19 protein-coding genes are annotated in these 19,500 nt (G+C 67.7%); 10 read left to right on the forward strand and 9 right to left on the reverse strand.

Annotated features, from left to right (window positions below; genetic code table 11):
• Positions 1 to 5 precede the first annotated feature (5 nt).
• Positions 6 to 965, reverse strand: a complete 960-nt coding sequence (locus PUN71_RS15840; RefSeq protein ID WP_277799188.1) for an SRPBCC family protein — start codon at positions 963 to 965, stop codon at positions 6 to 8.
• Between the two features lie 113 nt (positions 966 to 1,078).
• Positions 1,079 to 3,721, reverse strand: a complete 2,643-nt coding sequence (locus PUN71_RS15845; protein WP_277799189.1) for an exo-rhamnogalacturonan lyase family protein — start codon at positions 3,719 to 3,721, stop codon at positions 1,079 to 1,081.
• 353 nt (positions 3,722 to 4,074) lie between these two features.
• Between PUN71_RS15845 and PUN71_RS15850 the strand changes: the two genes are divergently transcribed.
• Positions 4,075 to 4,686: an NADPH-dependent FMN reductase gene (locus tag PUN71_RS15850; protein ID WP_277799190.1), complete on the forward strand. Its 612-nt coding sequence runs from the start codon at positions 4,075 to 4,077 to the stop codon at positions 4,684 to 4,686.
• A 123-nt stretch (positions 4,687 to 4,809) separates the two neighbouring features.
• Here PUN71_RS15850 and PUN71_RS15855 read toward each other — a convergent pair whose 3' ends face one another.
• Entirely contained in the window at positions 4,810 to 5,286 is a 477-nt protein-coding gene (locus tag PUN71_RS15855; protein ID WP_277799191.1) for a sensor histidine kinase, read from the reverse strand.
• Between the two features lie 200 nt (positions 5,287 to 5,486).
• On the opposite strand from PUN71_RS15855, the gene PUN71_RS15860 reads away from it, so the two are divergent.
• The 3 genes from PUN71_RS15860 to PUN71_RS15870 all read left to right on the forward strand — a co-directional run bounded on the left by PUN71_RS15860 (position 5,487) and on the right by PUN71_RS15870 (position 8,001).
• Positions 5,487 to 6,239 (forward strand): ZIP family metal transporter, encoded by a 753-nt coding sequence (locus PUN71_RS15860; RefSeq protein WP_043452552.1) that lies wholly within the window; start codon positions 5,487 to 5,489, stop codon positions 6,237 to 6,239.
• A 143-nt stretch (positions 6,240 to 6,382) separates the two neighbouring features.
• Positions 6,383 to 7,117, forward strand: coding sequence for a hypothetical protein (locus PUN71_RS15865; RefSeq protein WP_277799192.1), 735 nt, complete (start codon positions 6,383 to 6,385; stop codon positions 7,115 to 7,117).
• On the forward strand, positions 7,108 to 8,001 hold the full coding sequence (locus PUN71_RS15870; protein WP_277799193.1) for a DUF4862 family protein: 894 nt from the start codon (positions 7,108 to 7,110) through the stop codon (positions 7,999 to 8,001). The genes PUN71_RS15865 and PUN71_RS15870 overlap by 10 nt, the downstream gene beginning before the upstream one ends.
• A 25-nt stretch (positions 8,002 to 8,026) precedes the next feature.
• On the opposite strand, the gene PUN71_RS15875 is transcribed toward PUN71_RS15870, so the two are convergent.
• Together PUN71_RS15875 and PUN71_RS15880 are read right to left on the reverse strand one after the other, a co-directional pair.
• On the reverse strand, positions 8,027 to 8,719 hold the full coding sequence (locus PUN71_RS15875; protein WP_277799194.1) for an ABC transporter ATP-binding protein: 693 nt from the start codon (positions 8,717 to 8,719) through the stop codon (positions 8,027 to 8,029).
• A 28-nt stretch (positions 8,720 to 8,747) separates the two neighbouring features.
• Entirely contained in the window at positions 8,748 to 9,851 is a 1,104-nt protein-coding gene (locus PUN71_RS15880) for an FtsX-like permease family protein (RefSeq protein ID WP_277799195.1), read from the reverse strand.
• Positions 9,852 to 10,016: 165 nt separating this feature from the next.
• Here PUN71_RS15880 and PUN71_RS15885 point away from each other — a divergent pair, with 165 nt between their 5' ends.
• From PUN71_RS15885 to PUN71_RS15900, 4 genes are all read left to right on the forward strand, one after another.
• On the forward strand, positions 10,017 to 11,336 hold the full coding sequence (locus PUN71_RS15885) for a sensor histidine kinase (protein ID WP_277799196.1): 1,320 nt from the start codon (positions 10,017 to 10,019) through the stop codon (positions 11,334 to 11,336).
• Positions 11,329 to 11,988: a response regulator gene (locus PUN71_RS15890; RefSeq protein WP_277799197.1), complete on the forward strand. Its 660-nt coding sequence runs from the start codon at positions 11,329 to 11,331 to the stop codon at positions 11,986 to 11,988. The genes PUN71_RS15885 and PUN71_RS15890 overlap by 8 nt, the downstream gene beginning before the upstream one ends.
• Positions 11,989 to 12,068: 80 nt before the next feature.
• Positions 12,069 to 13,682: an AMP-binding protein gene (locus PUN71_RS15895; protein ID WP_277799198.1), complete on the forward strand. Its 1,614-nt coding sequence runs from the start codon at positions 12,069 to 12,071 to the stop codon at positions 13,680 to 13,682.
• 96 nt (positions 13,683 to 13,778) lie between these two features.
• A complete protein-coding gene (locus PUN71_RS15900) occupies positions 13,779 to 13,988 on the forward strand; it encodes a hypothetical protein (protein ID WP_043452562.1) in 210 nt (69 codons plus the stop codon).
• A gap of 199 nt (positions 13,989 to 14,187) precedes the next feature.
• Here the strand turns inward: PUN71_RS15900 and PUN71_RS15905 are convergent, their stop codons facing one another.
• Positions 14,188 to 14,490, reverse strand: a complete 303-nt coding sequence (locus PUN71_RS15905) for an antibiotic biosynthesis monooxygenase family protein (RefSeq protein WP_277799199.1) — start codon at positions 14,488 to 14,490, stop codon at positions 14,188 to 14,190.
• Between the two features lie 120 nt (positions 14,491 to 14,610).
• On the opposite strand from PUN71_RS15905, the gene PUN71_RS15910 reads away from it, so the two are divergent.
• Complete coding sequence (locus PUN71_RS15910; protein WP_277799200.1) at positions 14,611 to 15,855, forward strand: GAF domain-containing sensor histidine kinase; 1,245 nt, start codon at positions 14,611 to 14,613, stop codon at positions 15,853 to 15,855.
• A 67-nt stretch (positions 15,856 to 15,922) separates the two neighbouring features.
• Here the strand turns inward: PUN71_RS15910 and katG are convergent, their stop codons facing one another.
• Positions 15,923 to 18,217, reverse strand: a complete 2,295-nt coding sequence (gene katG / locus PUN71_RS15915; RefSeq protein WP_277799201.1) for a catalase/peroxidase HPI — start codon at positions 18,215 to 18,217, stop codon at positions 15,923 to 15,925.
• 277 nt (positions 18,218 to 18,494) lie between these two features.
• Between katG and PUN71_RS15920 the strand changes: the two genes are divergently transcribed.
• Positions 18,495 to 18,692, forward strand: a complete 198-nt coding sequence (locus PUN71_RS15920; RefSeq protein ID WP_043452644.1) for a hypothetical protein — start codon at positions 18,495 to 18,497, stop codon at positions 18,690 to 18,692.
• Positions 18,693 to 18,698: 6 nt separating this feature from the next.
• Here PUN71_RS15920 and PUN71_RS15925 read toward each other — a convergent pair whose 3' ends face one another.
• Together PUN71_RS15925 and PUN71_RS15930 are read right to left on the reverse strand one after the other, a co-directional pair.
• Positions 18,699 to 19,019, reverse strand: coding sequence for a DMT family transporter (locus PUN71_RS15925; RefSeq protein WP_277799202.1), 321 nt, complete (start codon positions 19,017 to 19,019; stop codon positions 18,699 to 18,701).
• Positions 19,016 to 19,372, reverse strand: coding sequence for a DMT family transporter (locus tag PUN71_RS15930; protein WP_277799203.1), 357 nt, complete (start codon positions 19,370 to 19,372; stop codon positions 19,016 to 19,018). Before PUN71_RS15930 ends, PUN71_RS15925 begins: the two co-directional genes overlap by 4 nt.
• Between the last annotated feature and the right edge of the window lie 128 nt (positions 19,373 to 19,500).

The raw sequence follows: 19,500 nt of genomic DNA on the forward strand, positions 1-19,500 counted from the left end.
GCGGGTCAGTGGCCGCCGAGGTTGCCGCCGACGGGCGGCAGCCCGCCGTCGTCGCGGCGGTCGTCCGCACGCCGTTCACCGGCGCTCAGGTTTTCACCCTCAAGGGTGTCGTCCGACTCGCCCGTGGTGTCCACCAGACCGTTGGTCTGGTCGAACGGGTGCCCGATCCTGCCGTCATCCAGATCCGCAACGGAACCGGAGGACCCGGCGCCCGACGTCGTGCCCGACGTCGTTCCCGCTGCATGGATTCCAGTCCCAGCCTCCGCCGAGCCGGCTGTGGAACCCGTGGTGAGGGGCTCCGCAGGAACAACCGGCTCCGCCGGGACCGCGTGGGCCGTGTCGGTGACCGTCGCGTCCTTGTCCTTATTGGCGCCGGCAGCCATCGCCGCCGCTGCGCCGGCGGCGGCCGCAATGCCGACGCCGGCCGCAACCTTGCCGGAGACGCCCGCCTTGCCGGAGTCGCCGCGGGAAGCGCCCGCATGCTCAACGCCGGGGGTACCCACGGCAGCGCCCGTGTTGACGGAACCCCGCCATGCGCCGCTGGCATAGCCTTCGTCCTCGATGAATTCCTTGAACCGCTGCAGGTCGGCCTCGGCCTGCCGGTCCACCACGTTCAGTTTGTCCCCCACCTTCTCGACGATGCCCTCGGGCTCGTATTCCAGGGTCAGCCGGATGGAGGTCTGGCCGCCTCCAACGTCCTCGAACTCAACCGCGCCGGCATTCGTGGCCCCCTCGGTGGCCGCCCAGGCAACCTTGCGGTCAGGGACCTGCTCAAGGATCCGGGCCTCCCACTGGCGGCGGACCCCGCCGATTTCAGCCACCCACTCCAGCCGGTCGTCGCTGAGCTGCGTTACGCTCTTGACGCCGCCCATGAAGTGCGGAAACTCCTCGAACTGGGTCCACTGGTTATAAGCGGTGCTCACCGGTACGTTCACCAGAATGCGTTTTTCCACCTTCGTGCTCATAACGTCTCCTTCGCTTTGCTACCGGAAGCTGATGACTCGGTAATAATCATCAGCATGCTTACCAATGTACCTTTTGGTCCGGCAGGTTTCCAGAGTTGGGTGGGGCGGGTGTCCTAGGGGAGGTGCCGGCCTACCAGGGCCAGGTTTTGGATCACCGCAAGCCCGAACTGCGCGGTGTCGTTGGTGGAGACCGTGGGCGCTTCATCCACGGCGAGCAGCACAAACGGCGGTTCGATCCTTCGAAGCGTGAATGCTGACTCGTGGTTCAGGTGTTCGCCGCCTTCGGCGAAGCTCTCCCACGCCCGGGCGGCGAGGTCCTGGTCGCCCAGCCGCGCAGCCGCGTACGCGGTGAGCCTGCTGTGGGCCTGGGTGAGGTATATGCCCTCCAGCGGCTGGCCCACGGCCTCCACCTGCTCCTCCTTGGTGGCAAGGAACAGGCGGCAGTACTGCAGCCAGGCCCGCTCGAATCCGGGGTCGTCAACCAAATCCACCAGTTCGCTGCAGATCTCCACCAGCCCGAACACGGCGCTGAGGTGCGACACCGAGATCTGCTCCCGGCCGGTGTCGAACCGGCCCCTGTCCAGGTCATACAGCGCCTCGCCGGTGAGGAAGCCGTACTTGAGGGCGCCGATGTCCGCCATGGTGCCCAGCAGCCGGTCCCGGGACCGCGGATTGCCGGTGCGTTCCCAGTCAGTGAGCCAGGTGGCGGCGAGCGAGCCCCAGTCCGTGCCGAGGCCCACGCCCAGGGCCCCGCGGTCCGGCCGGTACGTGGCGGCGTCCGGGCGGACCTTGCGGACCGGGTCCAGGCCCAGGAAGTTCTGGTCGCTGTCCACCAGCTCTGTGAGCAGGTCACCGGTGCGCTCGTCCGCCGTCAGGTAGTAGTAGAAGCGGCGGTAGGCCGGGGTGCTGATCCGCAACTGCTTGGCGCTGCAGCCCCAGTGCTGCACGTTGTGCCGGGAGCCCAGGCCCTTCCAAGGACCCAGGTGGTACACGTCCACCTCGCCCGTGTGCCGGGTCATGGCCTCGGCGAAGCGGAAAATGTCCGCGCGGCCGGAACGCAGGTAGGAGTACCAGAGCCACAGGTCCGGGGAGAGCTCGGAGTTGTCCCACGCGTAGCCGCCCACGTCGTAGCGCCACACGTGCCGGTCGAAATCGTACGTATGCATGACGTCGCCGTAGTTCCAGAATCCATACCACCGGCGCTGCTCCACCTGGCCGGCGTACAAGTCGAACAGGAAGTCCAGCCGGTCCTCCAGCCGTGCCCGTTCCGGAGTGCTGCGGTCCATGGGGGTCCAGTCACCGAAAACACCCACGGAATGCAGGTATTCCGGGGTAGCCTGCAGCAAGGCCGGGGTGGAGGCCGAAGCTGCATCGGCGGCGAGGCTTTCCGTGGACGGCGTGGCGTCATAGGCGAACAAGGTCAGCTCATGGGTGCGGGCAATTCCGGTGGGATTGCCGAATCCGGGTTCATAGTCCTCGTACGTGATCTCCAGTCCCTCAAGCTGCTCCTCGAAGGTGTCCTGGCCCAGGCCGTCATGGTAGAACCGCAGATCCATCGGCTGGGCCTCGGGGGAGTACAGCCATGCCGTCAGGGATGCTTCGGCGCCGGCGGCGCCGCGGATGTCCAGCTGCCCCGGATGGGACTGCCAGAAGTCCTTGATTCCCACACCCAGGCCACCCCGCGGACCGCTCAGTGAGCAGAAGCCGGCCGACCGCGTGCCGCCGGAAATGCCCACCCAGCCGTGGCCGGGGGCTGTCCGCTTCCGCAGGTCAAAGCCGTCGGCGCTGAGCTGGGTGAGGGTGTAGTCACCCCATGAGGGGATGAGGTGCAGGCGCTCCGAGACCTCCGGGTTCCACGTTTCGGGGGCTGGCGTGGCGCGCCCGGCCACCTGGGCTTCCCGCACCTCAGTACCCGGGTCGCGGCGGAGTCCGGTGAGCCCGCGGACTGCTTCGGTGAGGAAGCCGCCGTCGGCTCCGGCGATCCGGATATGGCGGTTGTGCAGTTCATCCTCCAACGGCACCGTGAAGCGGACGCCCAGTCCGGCCAGGAAGTCCCGTTCAGCGTCCCCGTCCCAGATGAATGTGTGCACCATGCGCACGCTGCGGGCACTGGCGTAGAAGTAGAACCGCACCACAAACGGCAGCCAGCCCCGCTGGCCGCTTCCGGGAGCGTCCGGCCGGTGGGTGCCTTCCAGCCGCACCACCGCGCGGACGGGACCGGACTGTTCCACCACGACGGCGGTCACCTCGCCGGTATAGGCGTCCCGGCTCACGCTTCCTGCACCTTCGGGAAGGCCGTCCTGCAGCAGGCTGACCAGCCGGGCGTCGCGCGCCACCTCCCGTCCGTTCCGGGAGAGGCTGCTGAACAGGGTGGCCCCGGCGCGGTTAAGCACCATCGTCAGGGCGCCGGTATCGATGGTGAGGGTGTCGTCACCGTCGTCGACCGTGACCGAGGCAGCGCCCGACGGCGGCTGGCCGGCAGCGGTGGCTGCGGCGCCGTCGGTTGTCACATGGTAGGCGTCCGACAGCTGGTCTGTTGCGGGCAGGGCGATGCCCGCCCACTTCAGGGAGCCGTCCGGCCAGGTGGCCAGGGGCCAGGCCTGGCTGGCGACGCGGGTACCGGCAGCGTCCTGCACGCCCAGGGCGTCCGCGCCGGACACGGTGCCGCGCGGGAAGGGCATGCCCCAAGTGGTTCCGCTGCTGATTTCAGCTGGGGCCTGGCCATCGATCCACCTGATGGGGGTGTTGTCCGTCATGTCATCCAATTCCACTGGTGATGGGGCGCTTCTAAGGTGCGCAGAGGTGCGGGAAAGCGCTTTCTTGATTTGAATTACAACGTAGTAGACCGCGGACGGGCATGCAAGGGGTAATTCGAGGGCAGGCTACTTGCCGGCGGTACCGCCAGTGCCACTGCCTGCTTGTGGACCGGGCCGTCGTCGTCCGTTGCCTGGATGTCAGGACTTCCGGGCGCTCTGGCCGCCGTGCTTCTGTGCTGGACTGGTGGGGCAGTGGGCACTACCCGCCGTTCCCAGCGCCCGCCGCAGGGCGCGGCGCCATTCCAGCCACAGTCAGCCAGCCGGCCGCGGCCGGCCGTTGGGAAGGATTACTCATGGCACAGTACAAGATCGGATATTTCGTAGGCAGCCTGGCCAGCGGGTCCATCAACCGGGTCCTGGCCAACGCCCTGATCAAACTCGCCCCGGAGGAACTGGAATTCGCCGAGATCCCGATCAAAGACCTCCCGCTCTACAGCTACGATTACGACGCCGACTTCCCGCCGGAGGGCCGTGCCCTCAAGGAAGCCATCGAAGCCGCGGACGGGATCCTGTTCGTATCCCCCGAGTACAACCGCTCCATCCCCGGCGCGCTCAAGAACGCCATCGACTGGGGCTCCCGCCCTTGGGGCACCAACTCGTTTGCCCGCAAGCCCACGGGAATCATCGGCGCCTCCCCGGGCAGCATTGGGACGGCGGTGATGCAGTCCTCCATGCGGGCTGTCCTGAGCTTCCTGGACGCGCCGCAGCTCAACGCCCCCGAGGCCTACGTCAAGTACGACCCCGCCGTTTTCGGCGACGACGGCGAGGTCAAAGATGAGTCCACCGCCAAATTCCTGCGCCACTACATGGACGAGTATGCGGCGTTCGTCGCCAGGGTCCTGGCCGCCAACGCGCCCGGGCACATCGGCGACCTGGAGCCGGACAGCGCCAAGCTCTCCCGCTGATTTTCCGGTCCCCGGCCGGCATGCGGATGCCCGCCGTCCCAGCAACGGCGGGCATCCGGGTCTTTGGTCCGCAGCCCAACCCAGCGGCGCCCACTCCCGCGGCAGCCCAGTCCAGCGGGAGGGTCAGTCCAGCGGCAGGGTTACTGTCACGCTGGTGCCGCTGCCGGGGGTGGAGCTGATGTCCACGGCACCGCCGGCTTCCTGAACTGCCACCGCCATCAGGCGCAGCCCGTACCCGTGGTGGCGCCCGCAGGTGGCGAGGCTGCTGTCAAAGCCTGTGCCGTCGTCGGCCACCACAAGGCGGATGCCGTGGTCAACGGCTGCCAGCTGGATATTCAACGAGGACGCGGAAGAGAACTTGAACGCGTTGCTCAAGGCCTCGCGGGCGGACTGGTAGAGGAGGGACGCGCAGTCCGCCGGGATCTCGATGCCCCAGTGCGGAGTATCCCAGTGGACCGCGGTCCCGCGCTGGCGCAGGGGAGCCGTCAACCGGTCGATGCATCCGGCGAGCCCCAACGTGTGGAAGTCCAGCGGCTGTTTGTCCGTCAGCACTCCCCCCACGGATGTGACTTCGTTGTCCAACGCTGCTTTGCTTCCCATGACTTCCTGCTCCCCACAAGCTGGTTTTGTCTTATGGCTTCAGCGTGGACCTGGAAGTTCTAGGGATCGCAAGGTTTGACTCAAGATCCCATCAATTCCCAGCGCGCTGCCTGACGCGGGCCGTACGGCTGGCTGACCCGGATCCGGGCCGGCAGGGACCGGCTTTGTTTCATCTCCAGCGGACGGGGGACGGAAGACATATGCCTACCTGGTTAATGTCACTTGTCTGGGGCACCGGCGCCGGTGCCGCCCTGGTCCTGGGCGCCGCCGTGTCCTGGCGCTGGTCCATTCCGTCCAAAGTCGTCTCCACGATCATGGCCTTCGGCGCGGGCGTGCTGATCTCGGCCCTTGCCTTTGAGCTGGTGGACGAGGCCGTCAAGGGCGGCGGCCTGTGGCCCACCGCCGCGGGGTTCCTGGCCGGCGCCGTGGTGTATGTGGGTGCCAACATGCTCCTGGCCCGGGCCGGAGCCAAGCATCGCAAGCGGTCGGGGGACCAGCAGCCCTCCGAAAAGGACGATCCGGGCAGCGGCACGGCCATCGCCGTCGGCGCCTTGCTGGACGGTGTGCCGGAGTCCGTCGTGCTGGGCGTCGGCCTGCTGGCCGGGGGAGCAGTAAGTCCCGCCATGCTGGCGGCGGTCTTTATCTCCAACGTGCCGGAGGGGCTGTCCGGAACGGCCGGCATGAAGAAGGCAGGCCGGAGCAGGGGCTACGTGTTTGGGCTGTGGGGCGGCATTGCGGTCCTCAGCGGGCTGGCGGCACTGCTGGGGTACGTGGCGCTGGAAAATGCGCCCGAGGAGCTGGTGGCCTTCATCACCGCCGTCGCCGCCGGCGGCATCCTGGCGATGCTGGCGGACACCATGATCCCCGAGGCTTTCGAGGAGCACCACAACCTGACGGGGCTCACCGCTTCTGTGGGGTTCCTGACGGCATTCACCGTGCACCATCTGGGGTGACGGAGCCGGTGAACACCGGCAGCACGGACACGGCGTCAAAGACGACGGACCGTATCCGCAGCATGTAGCGTGCAGGGAGATCAATAGCCTGAGGGGGCAGCGCTTTGAATTTCACTTATTACGGGCAGAGACCGCCGGAACCGTTGACGTTGTTCTGGAAGCTCGTCATCATGCTGGCCGCAATCGTCGGCGTTTCCACCTGCACCATCCTCGGGCTTCTTTACGTGCACTTCTTCGTCGGGACCCCCGGGACTGTGGGAGTGCTGGAGCGGCAGTTGACCAAGCAGGATGCCATCCCCGCCATCCAGGATGAGGAAGGCGACGCGAAAATCGGCGAGGCCCGCTTCCTGGCCTCGTACGAGGACATTTCCTACTACGCCACCCCCGGCATGGAGCCGGGGGTGGCCTGTCTGGTGGGAAAGGCGCCATGGGACGACTACTGGTCCTACTGGGAAGCGTGCAGCGAGATCCGCGATGGCCGGGACGTCCTGGTGGAAGTGCAGGATCCCGACACCAGGGACATCCTTTTTGTTCCCGACCAGTTCGACCACGGCCCGCTGGAACGGGACGGCTGGGTCACCCTGCACCGCAACCTGCTGATCCAGCCCCTGTCTGAAGCCCCGCAACCTGCCGAGCCCCCGCAATCTGGAGAAAGGCTGACCAGCAACGCCCTTCAGCTGAAGGCACCGGCACCGGGCAACGGCGGAGTAGGCCCGGCACGCTCCAGGCGGACCACTGCAGCCGCCTCAAGGGGACCGCTCCCGGCCCTTGCTAAGGTGGACGCCACTGCGCCCCGCGCCCGGACACCTTCTGCCACTGCGGATTTCCGGGCTTGCGGGCCACCCCGCCTCTTGCGAATGGAGCTTCCTTGTCCTTGATTGTCGGTGCCTACCCTGCCCAGCCTGCCGAACGTCAGGAGCAGTTCCATCACGGCCTTGCCGGCATTCCGTCCATCCGGGGACTGGAACTCCCGTATGGTCCGTACGGCGGTACCGGGTGGCCGGCCGGGGCAGCCGATGGATGGTCGGCCATGGTCACGGCCATCCCGGGCACCATGCAGCGGCTGGACACCAACGGCACGTTCGGGCTGGCGTCTGCCGATCCCCAAGGCCGCCGGGAAGCCCTGGAATTCGTGGCCGGCGTGCGGGCTTATGCGCATCAGCTCCGGGATGAGGGGCATGAGGTGGAGGCCGTGGAACTGCATTCCGCCCCGACCGGCAGCGCCTCGGCCCACTGGTTCCAGGAATCACTCAAGGAAGTCCTCGAGTGGGACTGGGGAAAGGCCCGCATACTCATCGAACACTGCGACGCCCCTCGCCCCGGCAGCACCCCGGAAAAAGGCTTCCTGGCCTTCGCGGAGGAAGTGGATACCGCCGTCGCGCTCCGCGGCCAGGGCTGGGAGCAGGTAGGCATCAGCGTGAACTGGGGACGCTCCGTCATTGAGTCGGGCAACCCCGATACGGCGGTGCAGCATCTGGCGCTGGGGCGGGAGGCGGGGGTCCTTGAGGGCCTGATGTTCTCCGGCTGCTCGCCGGAGGAAACCGGATTCGGCTACCCCTGGATCGACGCGCACCTTCCGGCCGTGGAGGTTGACGGAGCGCCTCCGAGTTCCCTCCTGAACGGCCGGGAGATCGAGCGCTGCCTGGAGGCCGCGGGGCCCGTTCCCATCCTGGGCTTCAAGGTGGGGCTTGGGCCGCAGGAGATCACGCCGGCCGAACGCGTGGACCGGTTCCGGCAGATGTCGAGCCTGCTGGGCGGGTAAGGCCCACGTTCCAGGGGCACCTGCGCTACACAAGTACCGGTGCCGCCAGCCTGCCGTCCCGCATGGTGGCCACGGCATCCGTCAGGGGCACGAACTCGGTGTCATGGGTGACCATCACGGTCGCCACCGAAAATTCGCTGGTCACCTGCCGGAGCAGGCCGATGATCGAGGCGCTGCGCTCGTGGTCCAGCGCCGCCGTCGGCTCATCCACGAGCAGCACCTTGGGGCTGCCCATGAGCGCGCGGGCAATGTTCACCCGCTGCCGCTGGCCGCCCGACAGTTGGTGCGGCAGCCTGTCCGCGCTTGCGGACAGGCCCACCACGTCCAGCAGCGCTGCTGCCTTGGCGCGGGCCGCCCGCACCGGACCGCCGCGCAGGTGATCGCCGATGATGAGCTGTTCGACGGCGGTGAGCGAGGGCAGCAGGTTGGGCTGCTGGAAGATGATGCCCACCTTGCTCCGCCGCAGGGCGGTGAGCTCTTTGTCCCTTAGGCCGGAGGTATCGGTCCCGTCGATGACGACCTGCCCGCGGGTGGGGCGGACCAGGGTGGCGGCGGCGGCCAGGAGGCTGGACTTGCCGGACCCTGAAGGCCCCACGAGGGAAACCAACTGGCCCGCGTGCGCGGTGAGGCTCACCCGGTCCAGGGCGGTGGTGGTGCCGCCTCCGTCCGGGTATTCAAGGGTGACGTCAACCAGGTTCAGGGGAGCAGGACTAGTCATGAAGGATTCCTTTCGGGAAACGGGAGGTTCAGTTGCCGCCGAGGGCCAGCAGCGGGTCGACGGCGGTGGCGCGCCGGACCGCCAGGGCGGCGCCGGCCAGGCCCAGGGCGACGATCCCGACGACGGGCACCACCGTGGTGCCCGGGTCCAGCAGGAAGGGGGCAGCCTTGGTTGCGAATGATCCGGCGGCGACGCCCACGGCTCCACCTGCGCCCGCACCCGCCACCAGGACGATCGCGGCCTGGGCCATGGCGTCCCGGAGGATGTAGGAACCGGGCGCGCCCATGGCCTTCAGGACGGCGATATCGCGGGTGCGCTGGATGGTCCAGACGGTCAGGAACGCCACGATCACCAGGGCCGAGATTCCGTACAGGAATGCCTGCATCAGGGTCAGGGAGCCGTTCTCGCTCTTAAAGGAGCCCAGCGCCTGGAAGGAACCGGTGCGGGACTGGCTGACGGTGCCCGCCGCAGCATCCGCCGCGGCCTCGTCCACCGCCGCCCCGTCCGCGTAGGTGACGGCGACGACGGTGGCCACCTGGCCGCCGTCGGACACGTGCGCCGACTTTGCCCACGCCGGGAGCACCGTCCACACCACGCTGGTGTGCGCGTACCACTGGTCCGGGACCACGGCGGCGACGGAGAGGTCCACGCCGCCCAGGGAAATCGTGTCCCCTTGGCCAACGGACAATGCCTCCGCGGTCGAGTTGCCCACCACGGCGGTGCCGGCGGTGACCCCTGCCGGCGCCAAGGGACTCCCTGGCGTGACGCCGAAGACTGCCACGTTCGCGGTGCCCGCACCGCTGGCCGTTTGCGCCCGGGTCTGGGTGATGCCGAGCGGCTCGGCGGACTGGACGCCGGGCTGGTTCCGCCAGCGGTCAACCTGGGCTGCGGTCACGGAGCTGTCCGTGTAGGACGCTTTGGGTTCGGCCTGCCGCGGCGCCCCGAAGGCGATGGTGTCCACCGGCCGGGCGGTGGCGGCTCCCAGCTTGTCGATGGCCGAGGTGGACTGCTCGGCGAGCCCTGCCGTCAGGCCGGACAGCATGACCAGCAGCAGGGTGATCAGGGCTACGACGCCGCCCATCATGGCGAACCGGCCTTTGGCGAAGCGGATGTCGCGGATTGCCAGGAACACGTTGTTTCTTCTCTCATCAGGGTGGATTCTTCTGTCCTTCCACTCTTCCGGCGGCAGCCCCCGGCCGCATCGCGGGGACGGTTGATCCGCGGGCATGGAATGGTTGAACCCGGAGTCAACCTTTCGGTTGATCCGGCGCCGGCATCCGCGGCATAAGCTGATGAAATGCCTGCCACGCCCCTGCTCCCATCACCCGCGGAGCCTGCCGGCATCCCGGCGAAGGGGCCGCTGAATGCCCTGGAAAACGCGTCGTCTGCGGCCATCCTCAGGGTCCTGCGCGTCACCCTCCACACGGGTTTCGCCGTCCTGCTGGCCGTGGCCCTGGTCCGGATGCTGGTGGCCGGCGGTCCGCTGCGCTGGCTCTGGGCGGCCGCCGCCGTCGTCCTGGCTGCCGTGTACCTGGCCGGGACCGTCCTCGAAAAGCGCCATGCCGAGGCCCGGACCGGGTTCAACCCGCGCCGCTTCGGCTTGCTGTGGCTGGGACTGGTGACAGCCCTGTGGGCGTTCCTGCTGGCCGGCAGCGCCGACTTCGCGTGGCTTGCCTTCCCGATCTTCTTCCTGCACCTGCACCTGCTGCCCCGCCGCGCCGCCCTGCCGGCCATCGCAGCCATGACCATGGCGGTGATCGCCTCTCAGTGGGCTGCGAGCGGTGCCCCGGTCCCACATGCTGCCGCCGTCGTCGGGCCCGTGTTGGGGGCTGCCTTCTCCGTGATCACCGGCCTTGCCTACGCCGCCCTGTACCGGGAAGCCGAGAACCAGCGGCGCGCGGCGGACGAGTTGCGCCGGACCCGGGAGGAACTGGCCAGGTCGCAGCATGAGGCGGGCATGCTGGCGGAGCGCGAGCGACTGGCCCGGGAAATCCATGACACCCTGGCGCAGGGCCTGTCCAGCATCGTGCTCCTTGGACGGGCAGCCGGGCAGTCACTGGATGAGGGTGATGCGGCCACGGCTTCGGCCCGGCTGGCCCTGGTGCAGCAGACTGCGGCGGACAACCTTGCCGAGGCGCGCAGCTTTGTCCGCGGCCTGGCGTCACCGCAGCTGGAGGGGGCCACGCTGGTGGAAGCCCTGCAGCGGCTGTGCGATCGGACGGAGACTGACGCTGCAGCGTCCGGAATGGCACTGCGCTGCCGCCTGGAGGTGGACGGTGAGCCGCGGGACCTGCCCCAGCCGGTGCGCGTGACCCTGCTGCGGGCGGCGCAGGCGAGCCTCGCGAACGTCCGGGAACACGCCCGGGCCGCGACCGCCGTCGTCAGCCTGGCCTTCCTGGGCAGCGAGGTGACCATGGACATTTACGACGACGGCACGGGCTTTGACCCGTCAGCTGCGGCAGCTGCCACGGGCGCCGCCGACGGCAGCGGGTTCGGGCTGCGCTCGCTGGCGGAGCGCGTCAGGGCGCTGAACGGCTCGGTGGCAGTGGAGTCAGCACCGGGCGAGGGCACCGTGGTGGGCATCCGGCTGCCGCTGGCGGGTGGAATCGATGGGTGAGGTGCGCGTTCTGCTGGTGGATGACCCCCCTGTGGTCCGGGCCGGGCTCAGGGCGATGCTCACCGGTTTCGACGGGATTTCGATCGCCGCGGAAGCCGCCGACGGCAGGGCCGCGCTGCATGAGCTGGCGCGGCTGACGGCGCTGGGTGAGGCACCGGACGTTGTCCTCATGGACCTGCAGATGGGGGAGGGGATGGATGGCGTTACGGCCACCGCTGAAATCCGGAAGCTCCACGGCGCGCCGCCGGTCCTCATCCTCACCACGTACGACACCGACGCGGACATCCTCGCCGCGGTGGAGGCCGGGGCCGGCGGCTACATGCTGAAAGACGCGCCGCCGGAACATCTGCGCCAGGCGGTCCTGCAGGCTGCCGCGGGCGGGACGGTCCTGGCGCCCCGGGCGGCGGCGCTGCTGATGGACCGGATCAGCAACCCCGGCACCGCGCTTACCCCGCGGGAAGTGCAGCTGCTGGAACTGCTGGCCACCGGCCTCTCCAACCGGGCCATCGCCAAGCAGGTCTTCATCTCGGAGGCTACGGTGAAGACGCATCTGGTCCACATCTACGGCAAGCTCGGCGTGGACAACCGGACTGCCGCCATCGCCGTGGCCACGCAGCGGCGGATCATCCGGCCGCCGGGCGGCAAGGCCTGACGTCAGCGGGAGCATGGCGGCCCTACCGTGCAGTAGGTTTATTCCACTGACCCCAGGCCATGCTGTTCAAAGGAGAATGAATGTCCCGTCCGGTTCCAGCCGTTGATGCCCTGCTTGCCACCTACGGCGCGGCCGACGCATGCGCCGCCGACCTGCTGTGTGACAACCACGATCCCGATGCCGTTGCCTTCACGGTGGTCGCAGCCGACCTCTCCGCGGAGGACATCACCTACGGCGAGCTGCGGGAGCGATCGGAACGGGGAGCCGCCGCCCTGGCCGGGCTGGGGATTGGGCCAGGAGACGCGGTGGCCACCCTGATGGGGAAATCGGCCGACCTTGTGGTCATGCTCCTGGCCATCTGGCGGCGCGGCGCCGTCCACGTGCCGCTGTTCACCGCGTTCGCGTGGCCGGCCATCGAACTTCGGCTCACCGCTTCCCGCGCAAAGGCTGTGATCACCGACGCCGACCAGCGGGTGAAGATCCAGGACACCGGAGCCGCCGTCGTGGTTGCCGGTGCAGAAGCCGCCCACCCCGACCTGGCGCTCGCGCCGCTCCTGGCCCGGCAGCAGCCGGGGATCCCGTCCGAAGCCGTGGGCGGCGACGCCGCCCTGGTGCTGATCTTCACGTCCGGGACCACCGGCGCCCCTAAGGGGGTGCCGGTCCCGGTCCGGGCACTGGCCGCCTTCCGCCAGTACGTGGAACTGGGCCTGGACGTCAGTGAAGAGGACGTGTTCTGGAACGCCGCAGACCCGGGCTGGGCCTATGGCCTGTACTACGGGATCCTTGGCCCCATGGCGGCGGGACGGCGGAACCTCCTGCTTCGCCCCGGCTTCTCCCCGGAACTCAGCTTCAAAGTGCTGGATGCCTTCTCCGTCACCAACTTTGCCGCCGCTCCCACGGTTTACCGCACCATGCGCGCGAAGACCGGCGCCGGAACCGGGCCCTTCCACCTTCGGCGCGCCTCATCCGCCGGTGAGCCGCTGACGCCGGAGGTGATCAGCTGGGCGCGGGAGGTGCTGGGTGTTCCAGTTCGGGACCACTACGGGCAGACCGAACACGGAATGATGATTATCAACGCCTGGCATGACGACGTGAGGACGGAGCTTCGGCCAGGTTCCATGGGCCGGCCCCTGCCGGGATGGAGCTGTGCGGTCCTCAAGGACAACGCCGACGAGCCGGCCGCCCCGGGTGAGCTGGGCCGCGTTGCCGTCAACGTGGCCGGCAGCCCGATGATGTGGTTCAAGGGGTACCAGGATGCACCGGAGAAGACGGCCGAACGGTTCAGCGCGGATGCCCAGTGGTACCTGACCGGCGACGCGGGCATGGCGGATGAGGACGGCTATTACTTTTTCTCCTCCCGCGATGACGACGTGATCATCATGGCCGGCTACCGGATTGGGCCCTTTGATGTGGAGAGCGTCCTGTCCACCCATCCGGCCGTCCTGGAAAGCGCCGTGGTGGGCGCCCCCGACGAACTGCGCGGCGAAGTCCTCGAGGCGTACGTTGTCCTGGCAGAGGGGACAACCGGCAGCGATGCGCTGGTGGCTGAACTGCAGGCCATGGTCAAGACGCAGTTCGCGGCCCACGCCTATCCGCGCCGCATCCACTTCGTGGAGGAGCTGCCCAAAACGCCGTCCGGGAAGCTGCAGCGCTACATCCTGAGGCAGCAGCGGGCGGCGGAACTCGGCCGGTAGCAGGGCCGGAACTTTGGGCGGAAAATACCGCCCGTGCCCGGCGCCTTTTGCCGTGGCGACTGTTAGCGTGGAGGCCCAGCCACTGAAGGAGGAGCGATGTCCATCAATTCACCTGATTCACTGCCCGAAGAAGATCCGCAGGAGGGTTCGGCGGCGGATGCTGCCGGGAACGGGTCCGGCAAGGGCAAGGCCGACGGCGGGATCCCTGGCGGTAAGGACGGCGTCGGTATTTCCGATGGTGCCGAGCCCAACACCTTCGAGCCCGAGGAGGACCCGGATGCCGCCGCAGGCGCGGCGGACGACTGACTCTTGCCGGCACCGATGGACCAGGCAGCCGCTCAAGGTTGGCTCAAGATTGACCGAAGGTGCTGTTTTTGGTGCAGCTGCCTGCCTACTGGCCGGTAATTTTAAAGCGCTTCCGGTCAGTTCCCCGGCAGGAAGCATTGGAAGCCCCTGCGCTGGAGCCTGACTCGCGCGGGGGCTTCCCCCCAACACCAGGGCTGCGTCAGCGGGCGGCAGGGGCCACGTCCTCGAAGTGCTCAACGACCGGAAACGGCTCATAGAAGTGGTGCAGCAGCGCCCGCCATTGCTGATACTCCGGGGATCCACGAAAACCCACCGTATGGTCCTCCAGGGTCTCCCACGTGACCAGCAGCAAATAGGTACCGGGGGATTCGATGGAGCGGGACAGCGAGAGCGAGACGAAGCCCGGCATGGAAGCGATAATCGGCCGGGCCAGTTCAAAAGTAGCCTCGAATTCCACATCCCGGCCCGGAAGGACGGGGAGCAGCGCATGTTCGGTGATCACCGCCTTATTTTCGCAGGTGGGGTGCCAACGCACCGTGCCGCCCAGCGCATTCCCGGGATGCTGTGGCAGGGCTGTACGATCTCCGAGGACCCTTTTGTGGTCGGAAAGGGGGACGGGAATTTGGCGGGCACTCATTCCACGGGGACTGCTCTCAGGGACGCGGCGAACCGTGACGAACTGCTGCAGGAATATGGCCTGGCGTCCTCCGCCTCAGAGGCATCCCGGTACCCCGCTGTGGAACTTTCCCTGGAACCCCTCCAGAACCTGGTCGAGTTGGCCGCCAAGCTCTGTGGTGTCCCTTTCGGCGTCATCAACGTGGTCACATCGGATGAGCAACGCCAGGTGGCCGCCGTCGGCTTTGAAGCCGCCGTATGCGCGCGGGAGGACTCGATGTGTGCGCAGGTCTTCCTCTCGGGGAGGACAACCGTTGTTCCCGACGCTTCCCAGGACCCCCGGCTTGTATCGAACCCCTTCGTGACCGGGGAGATCGCTGCCGTGCGGTTTTATGCCTCGGTGCCGCTGGAGACGGCGTCGGGGTTCGTGCTCGGATCGCTGTGCGTCTTCTCCAATACCGCCGGCACGCCGGAGCAGGACCAGCTGGACATGCTGGAGATCCTGGCCCGCCAGGCGGTACAGCTCCTGGAACTTCAGCGGCGCACCCTGCAGCTGAACACCGCGTTGGAGGAGGTGCGGGAAAGCAACGCCAAGCTGGCAGAGTTCGCCGGCCGCGTCAGCCATGACCTCCGCGGACCGCTGACCACCATGCTGGGCTATGTGGAGATGGGCGAGGACGACCCCGAGGTGGGCGGCGACCACCCGGCGGCCGAGTATTTCCAGCTGATTGGCTCCAGCGGGCACCGGATGCTCCGCATGCTTGAGGATGTTCTGACCTATTCCCGGATGGGCGGAGGCATCCAGCGCCAGCGCACGTCACTCCAGGCTGTGGCGTCCGAGGTGGCCAGGGACCTGGGGTTGCCGTTTGGCCCCGACGCTGTCCTGGACAGCGGGGACATGACGCTCCAGGTGGACCGCGGCCAGCTGCGGACCCTGCTGCAAAACCTGGTGGCAAATGCGGTGAACTACCAGAGCCCGGAGCGGGACCTGGCGGTGCGGATCAGCGGCACTTCGAACTATCACGGATCAACGGTGGTAGTGGCGGACAACGGCAAAGGGATAGCGCCGGAGGACCGGCAGCGCGTGCTGGAGCCGCTGGTCCGGCTGCACCGGGAGGGTGACGGGCAGGGCTCGGGGCTGGGCCTGGCCATCTGCCGCCGGATCGCGGAAGCGCACGGAGGGGAGCTGAGCCTCAAGGAGACTCCCGGCGGAGGAACCACGGCCGTGATCAGCTTCCCCGACGACGTTTAGCGAGAAACGCAGACGGGGCCGGCTGCAGTGGCAGCCGGCCCCGTCCCTGTTCAGTTCGTAGCTGGGGTCAGTTCAGGTCGAACCGGTCCAGCTCCATGACCTTGGTCCAGGCGGCCACGAAGTCGTTGACGAACTTCTCCTTGGCGTCGTCGCTGGCGTAGACCTCGGCGAGGGCCCGAAGCTGCGAGTTGGAGCCGAAGACCAGGTCCACCGGCGTGGCCGTCCACTTCAGTTCACCGCTGGCAACGTCGGTGATCTCGTATACGTTTTCGCCGGACTCGGACGCCTTCCACTTGGTGCCGGGCGAGAGCAGGTTGACGAAGAAGTCGTTGGTCAGGGCCTGCGGCTTGTCCGTCAGCACGCCGTGGCTGGAACCGCCAACATTGGTGCCCAGGGCACGCATGCCGCCCACCAGCGCCGTCATTTCCGGGGCAGTAAGGTCCAGCATGTAGGCCTTGTCCAGCAGCAGCGTTTCCGGCTGCAGTTTCTGGCCGGGGCGCAGGTAGTTGCGGAACCCGTCGGCCCGAGGCTGCAGGTACTGGAAGGATTCGACGTCGGTCTGGTCCTGCGAGGCGTCCGTACGTCCGGGGCGGAACGGCACCGTGACGGGGAACCCGGCGTCGGCTGCTGCCTTTTCGACGGCGGCCGCGCCGCCCAGGACGATCAGGTCCGCCAGTGAGACCTTCTTGCCGCCGGCCTGGGCCGAGTTGAACTCCTCCTGCACCTTTTCGAGCACCGGAAGAACGGTTGCCAGCTGTTCCGGTTCGGAGGCTTCCCAACTGCGCTGCGGTTCCAGCCGGATCCGGGCGCCGTTGGCGCCGCCCCGCCGGTCCGTCTTGCGGTAGGTGGCGGCCGACGCCCAGGCCGTGCCGGCCAGCTGCGGGATGGTCAGGCCGGAATCCAGCAGCTTGGCCTTCAGCGAGGCGATGTCCTGGTCATCGACCAGTTCATGGTCGACGGCGGGAACGGGATCCTGCCACAGCTGGGCTTCCGGAACCCAGGGGCCCAGCATGTGCGGGCCCACGGGACCCATGTCGCGGTGCAGCAGCTTGTACCAGGCCTTGGCGAATGCCAGGGCGAACTCGTCCGGGTTCTTCAGGAAGCGGCGGCCGATTTCCTCGTAGACGGGGTCGAAGCGCAGCGACAGGTCGGTGGTGAGCATCGTGGGGCGGTGCTTCTTGTTGGGGTCGTGGGCGTCCGGAATGATTTCCGGGGCGTCCTTGGCCACCCACTGGTGTGCGCCGCCGGGGCTCTTGACCAGTTCCCACTCGTACTCGAAGAGGATTTCGAGGAACCGGTTGCTCCACTGGGTCGGCTTGTCCGTCCAGGTGACCTCGAGGCCCGAGGTGATGGTGTCCGCGCCCTTGCCGGAGCCATAGGTGCTGAGCCAGCCCAGGCCCTGCGCCTCCAGGTTGGCGCCTTCCGGCTCGGGGCCCACGTGTGCGTCGGCGGGGCCGGCGCCGTGGGTCTTGCCGAACGTGTGACCGCCGGCGATCAGGGCGAAGGTCTCTTCATCGTTCATCGCCATCCGCTTGAACGTTTCGCGGATGAACGCCGCCGCGGCCACCGGGTCCGGGTTGCCCATGGGGCCCTCGGGGTTGACGTAGATCAGGCCCATTTCGGTGGAGCCGACGTCCTCCGCCATCTGGCCTTCGCCGATGTAGCGTTCGTCGCCCAGCCAGGCGTCTTCGGGGCCCCAGAAGATCTCTTCCGGCTCCCACACGTCCTCACGGCCGAAGGCGAAGCCGAACGTCGTGAAACCCATGGACTCCAAGGCCACATTGCCGGCCAGGACCAGGAGGTCGGCCCAGGAGACTTTCTGGCCGTACTTCTGCTTGACCGGCCAGAGGAGCCGCCGGGCCTTGTCCAGGTTGGCGTTGTCCGGCCAGCTGTTCAGCGGCGCGAACCGCTGGCCGCCGTCGCCCGCTCCGCCGCGGCCGTCGTGGACCCGGTAGGTGCCGGCCGCGTGCCAGCTCATGCGGATCATCAGGCCGCCGTAGTGGCCGAAGTCCGCCGGCCACCAGTCCTGGGAGGTGGTCAGGACCTCGGTGATGTCCCGCTTGAGAGCCTCGACGTCGAGCTTCTGGAATTCCTCGCGGTAGTTGAAGGAGGTGCCAAGGGGGTTGCTGGCCTGGCCGTGGGCGTGCAGCACGGAGAGGTCCAGCTGGTTGGGCCACCAGTCCTGGAGGGTCCGTGGCCGGGTGCCCTTGGGCTGGGGCGAATCGATGGCAGGGTTTTCACTCTCGCTGCCCTGGGCAGTGGCACTGCCATGGGCCACCGGGCACCCGCCCTCAACCTTCTGGTCCAGGCCCTGTGCGCTCCCGGGAGTGGGGACCGGGGGATGGTCTTGGGGTTCGGTCATGTGCTTTTCTCCTTCCGTTGGGCCGAGGCCGCGGTTGGACTCGGGCAGCCGGTGCAACCCTCCCATTGGAACATAGACGGAGGGGCGGAGGAGACCCCTCTTTCAAGGCCGGCCTCCTCCGCTTGAGTTAGCGGTCCGTAACAGTTGGTCAACCGGTTGTGGGACTTCCGCCGCCTTATTTCATAATCAAAAGTGCGGATTCCGGGGGCTGGTCCGCGCGCCAACCATTCCGTCCCACCTTTGCGTGGAGACCTTCAGAATTTCAGGAAACAACTTCATGGACGGTTCAAGCCTTGTTGCCCTCTTCCTTGCAAGGAGCGACGATACTGCCACCAGCGCCCTGCCGCGTGCGCCGAGGAAGGTCCGGGCAAAGAAGCCCGGCCTGTCCCGGCGGGAAGCCTTCCGGGGCCGGCTGGCAAGCGCCCTGCACCGCCTGGCGTGGGCCATTGAACCTGATGCGACGGGCACGTACTAGCAGCTTTTAGTGCGTTGCGCCCAGTTCGATGAGCAGGACGCCGCCGATAATGAGGCCGAGCCCAAGCATCATGACGGCTGTGATGGTCTCCTTGAAGAAGATGCGGCTGGCCACGGCAGTCAGCGCCACGCCGGCTGCCGCCCAGATTCCGTAGGCAACCCCGAGGGCCATGCCCTGTTGCAGGGTCAGCGTCAGGAACGTGAAGGCCACGACGTAGCCGACGCCGACCGGCACGTACCAGCGCCGCTTGCCATCGGAGGCCACGCGCAGGAACAGGGTGGCGGTGACCTCGGTCAGGATCGCTCCGGCCAGCAACAGCCACATCATCGGCTGGCCAACTCCTTCACCGGTTCCTCGGCGGCCTCTTTGCGTGAGCCGAGTTCAACGCACAGTACCCCGCCGATCACCATGGCGACACCGACCATCATCACGGGTGTCAGTGCTTCGCCGAAGAGGACAGCGGCCAGCAACACCGTGAGGGTTACTCCCAGCGCAGACCAGATGCCGTAGGCGACACCCAGGCCCAGTCCTTTCCGGAGGACCCCGGCCAGGAAAGCGAAGGAGGCGGCATACCCGAGAACCACCACGATGAAGAGAGCCGGATTGTCCAGGGCCGCCTTCAAGGAGAGGGACGCCGTCACCTCACTCAGAATCGCCCCGGCGAGAAAAATCCACTTCATCCATCAGTCCTTGAAAGTTGTTCGGGCTGGTTCCCGTGGATGGAACGCCGCGGTTGCTCCGTGTGTTCCCTGCTCCCCGGGCCTATTCCGGGCAGGCAGGAATCCGGCGATGCCTGGGCGGTGCGGCG

The organism is Arthrobacter sp. NQ7, assembly GCF_029581595.2.
GTDB classification, from domain to species: domain Bacteria; phylum Actinomycetota; class Actinomycetes; order Actinomycetales; family Micrococcaceae; genus Arthrobacter; species Arthrobacter phenanthrenivorans_B.

Coding starts and splice junctions, on each gene's coding strand:
- PUN71_RS15885 (WP_277799196.1), top strand. CDS start 10,017: ATGCCTGCCACGCCCCTGCTCCCATCACCCGCGGAGCCTGCCGGCATC.
- katG (WP_277799201.1), bottom strand. CDS start 18,217: ATGACCGAACCCCAAGACCATCCCCCGGTCCCCACTCCCGGGAGCGCA.
- PUN71_RS15920 (WP_043452644.1), top strand. CDS start 18,495: ATGGACGGTTCAAGCCTTGTTGCCCTCTTCCTTGCAAGGAGCGACGAT.
- PUN71_RS15850 (WP_277799190.1), top strand. CDS start 4,075: ATGGCACAGTACAAGATCGGATATTTCGTAGGCAGCCTGGCCAGCGGG.
- PUN71_RS15840 (WP_277799188.1), bottom strand. CDS start 965: ATGAGCACGAAGGTGGAAAAACGCATTCTGGTGAACGTACCGGTGAGC.
- PUN71_RS15895 (WP_277799198.1), top strand. CDS start 12,069: ATGTCCCGTCCGGTTCCAGCCGTTGATGCCCTGCTTGCCACCTACGGC.
- PUN71_RS15855 (WP_277799191.1), bottom strand. CDS start 5,286: ATGGGAAGCAAAGCAGCGTTGGACAACGAAGTCACATCCGTGGGGGGA.
- PUN71_RS15890 (WP_277799197.1), top strand. CDS start 11,329: ATGGGTGAGGTGCGCGTTCTGCTGGTGGATGACCCCCCTGTGGTCCGG.
- PUN71_RS15930 (WP_277799203.1), bottom strand. CDS start 19,372: ATGAAGTGGATTTTTCTCGCCGGGGCGATTCTGAGTGAGGTGACGGCG.
- PUN71_RS15875 (WP_277799194.1), bottom strand. CDS start 8,719: ATGACTAGTCCTGCTCCCCTGAACCTGGTTGACGTCACCCTTGAATAC.
- PUN71_RS15845 (WP_277799189.1), bottom strand. CDS start 3,721: ATGACGGACAACACCCCCATCAGGTGGATCGATGGCCAGGCCCCAGCT.
- PUN71_RS15860 (WP_043452552.1), top strand. CDS start 5,487: ATGCCTACCTGGTTAATGTCACTTGTCTGGGGCACCGGCGCCGGTGCC.
- PUN71_RS15925 (WP_277799202.1), bottom strand. CDS start 19,019: ATGATGTGGCTGTTGCTGGCCGGAGCGATCCTGACCGAGGTCACCGCC.
- PUN71_RS15900 (WP_043452562.1), top strand. CDS start 13,779: ATGTCCATCAATTCACCTGATTCACTGCCCGAAGAAGATCCGCAGGAG.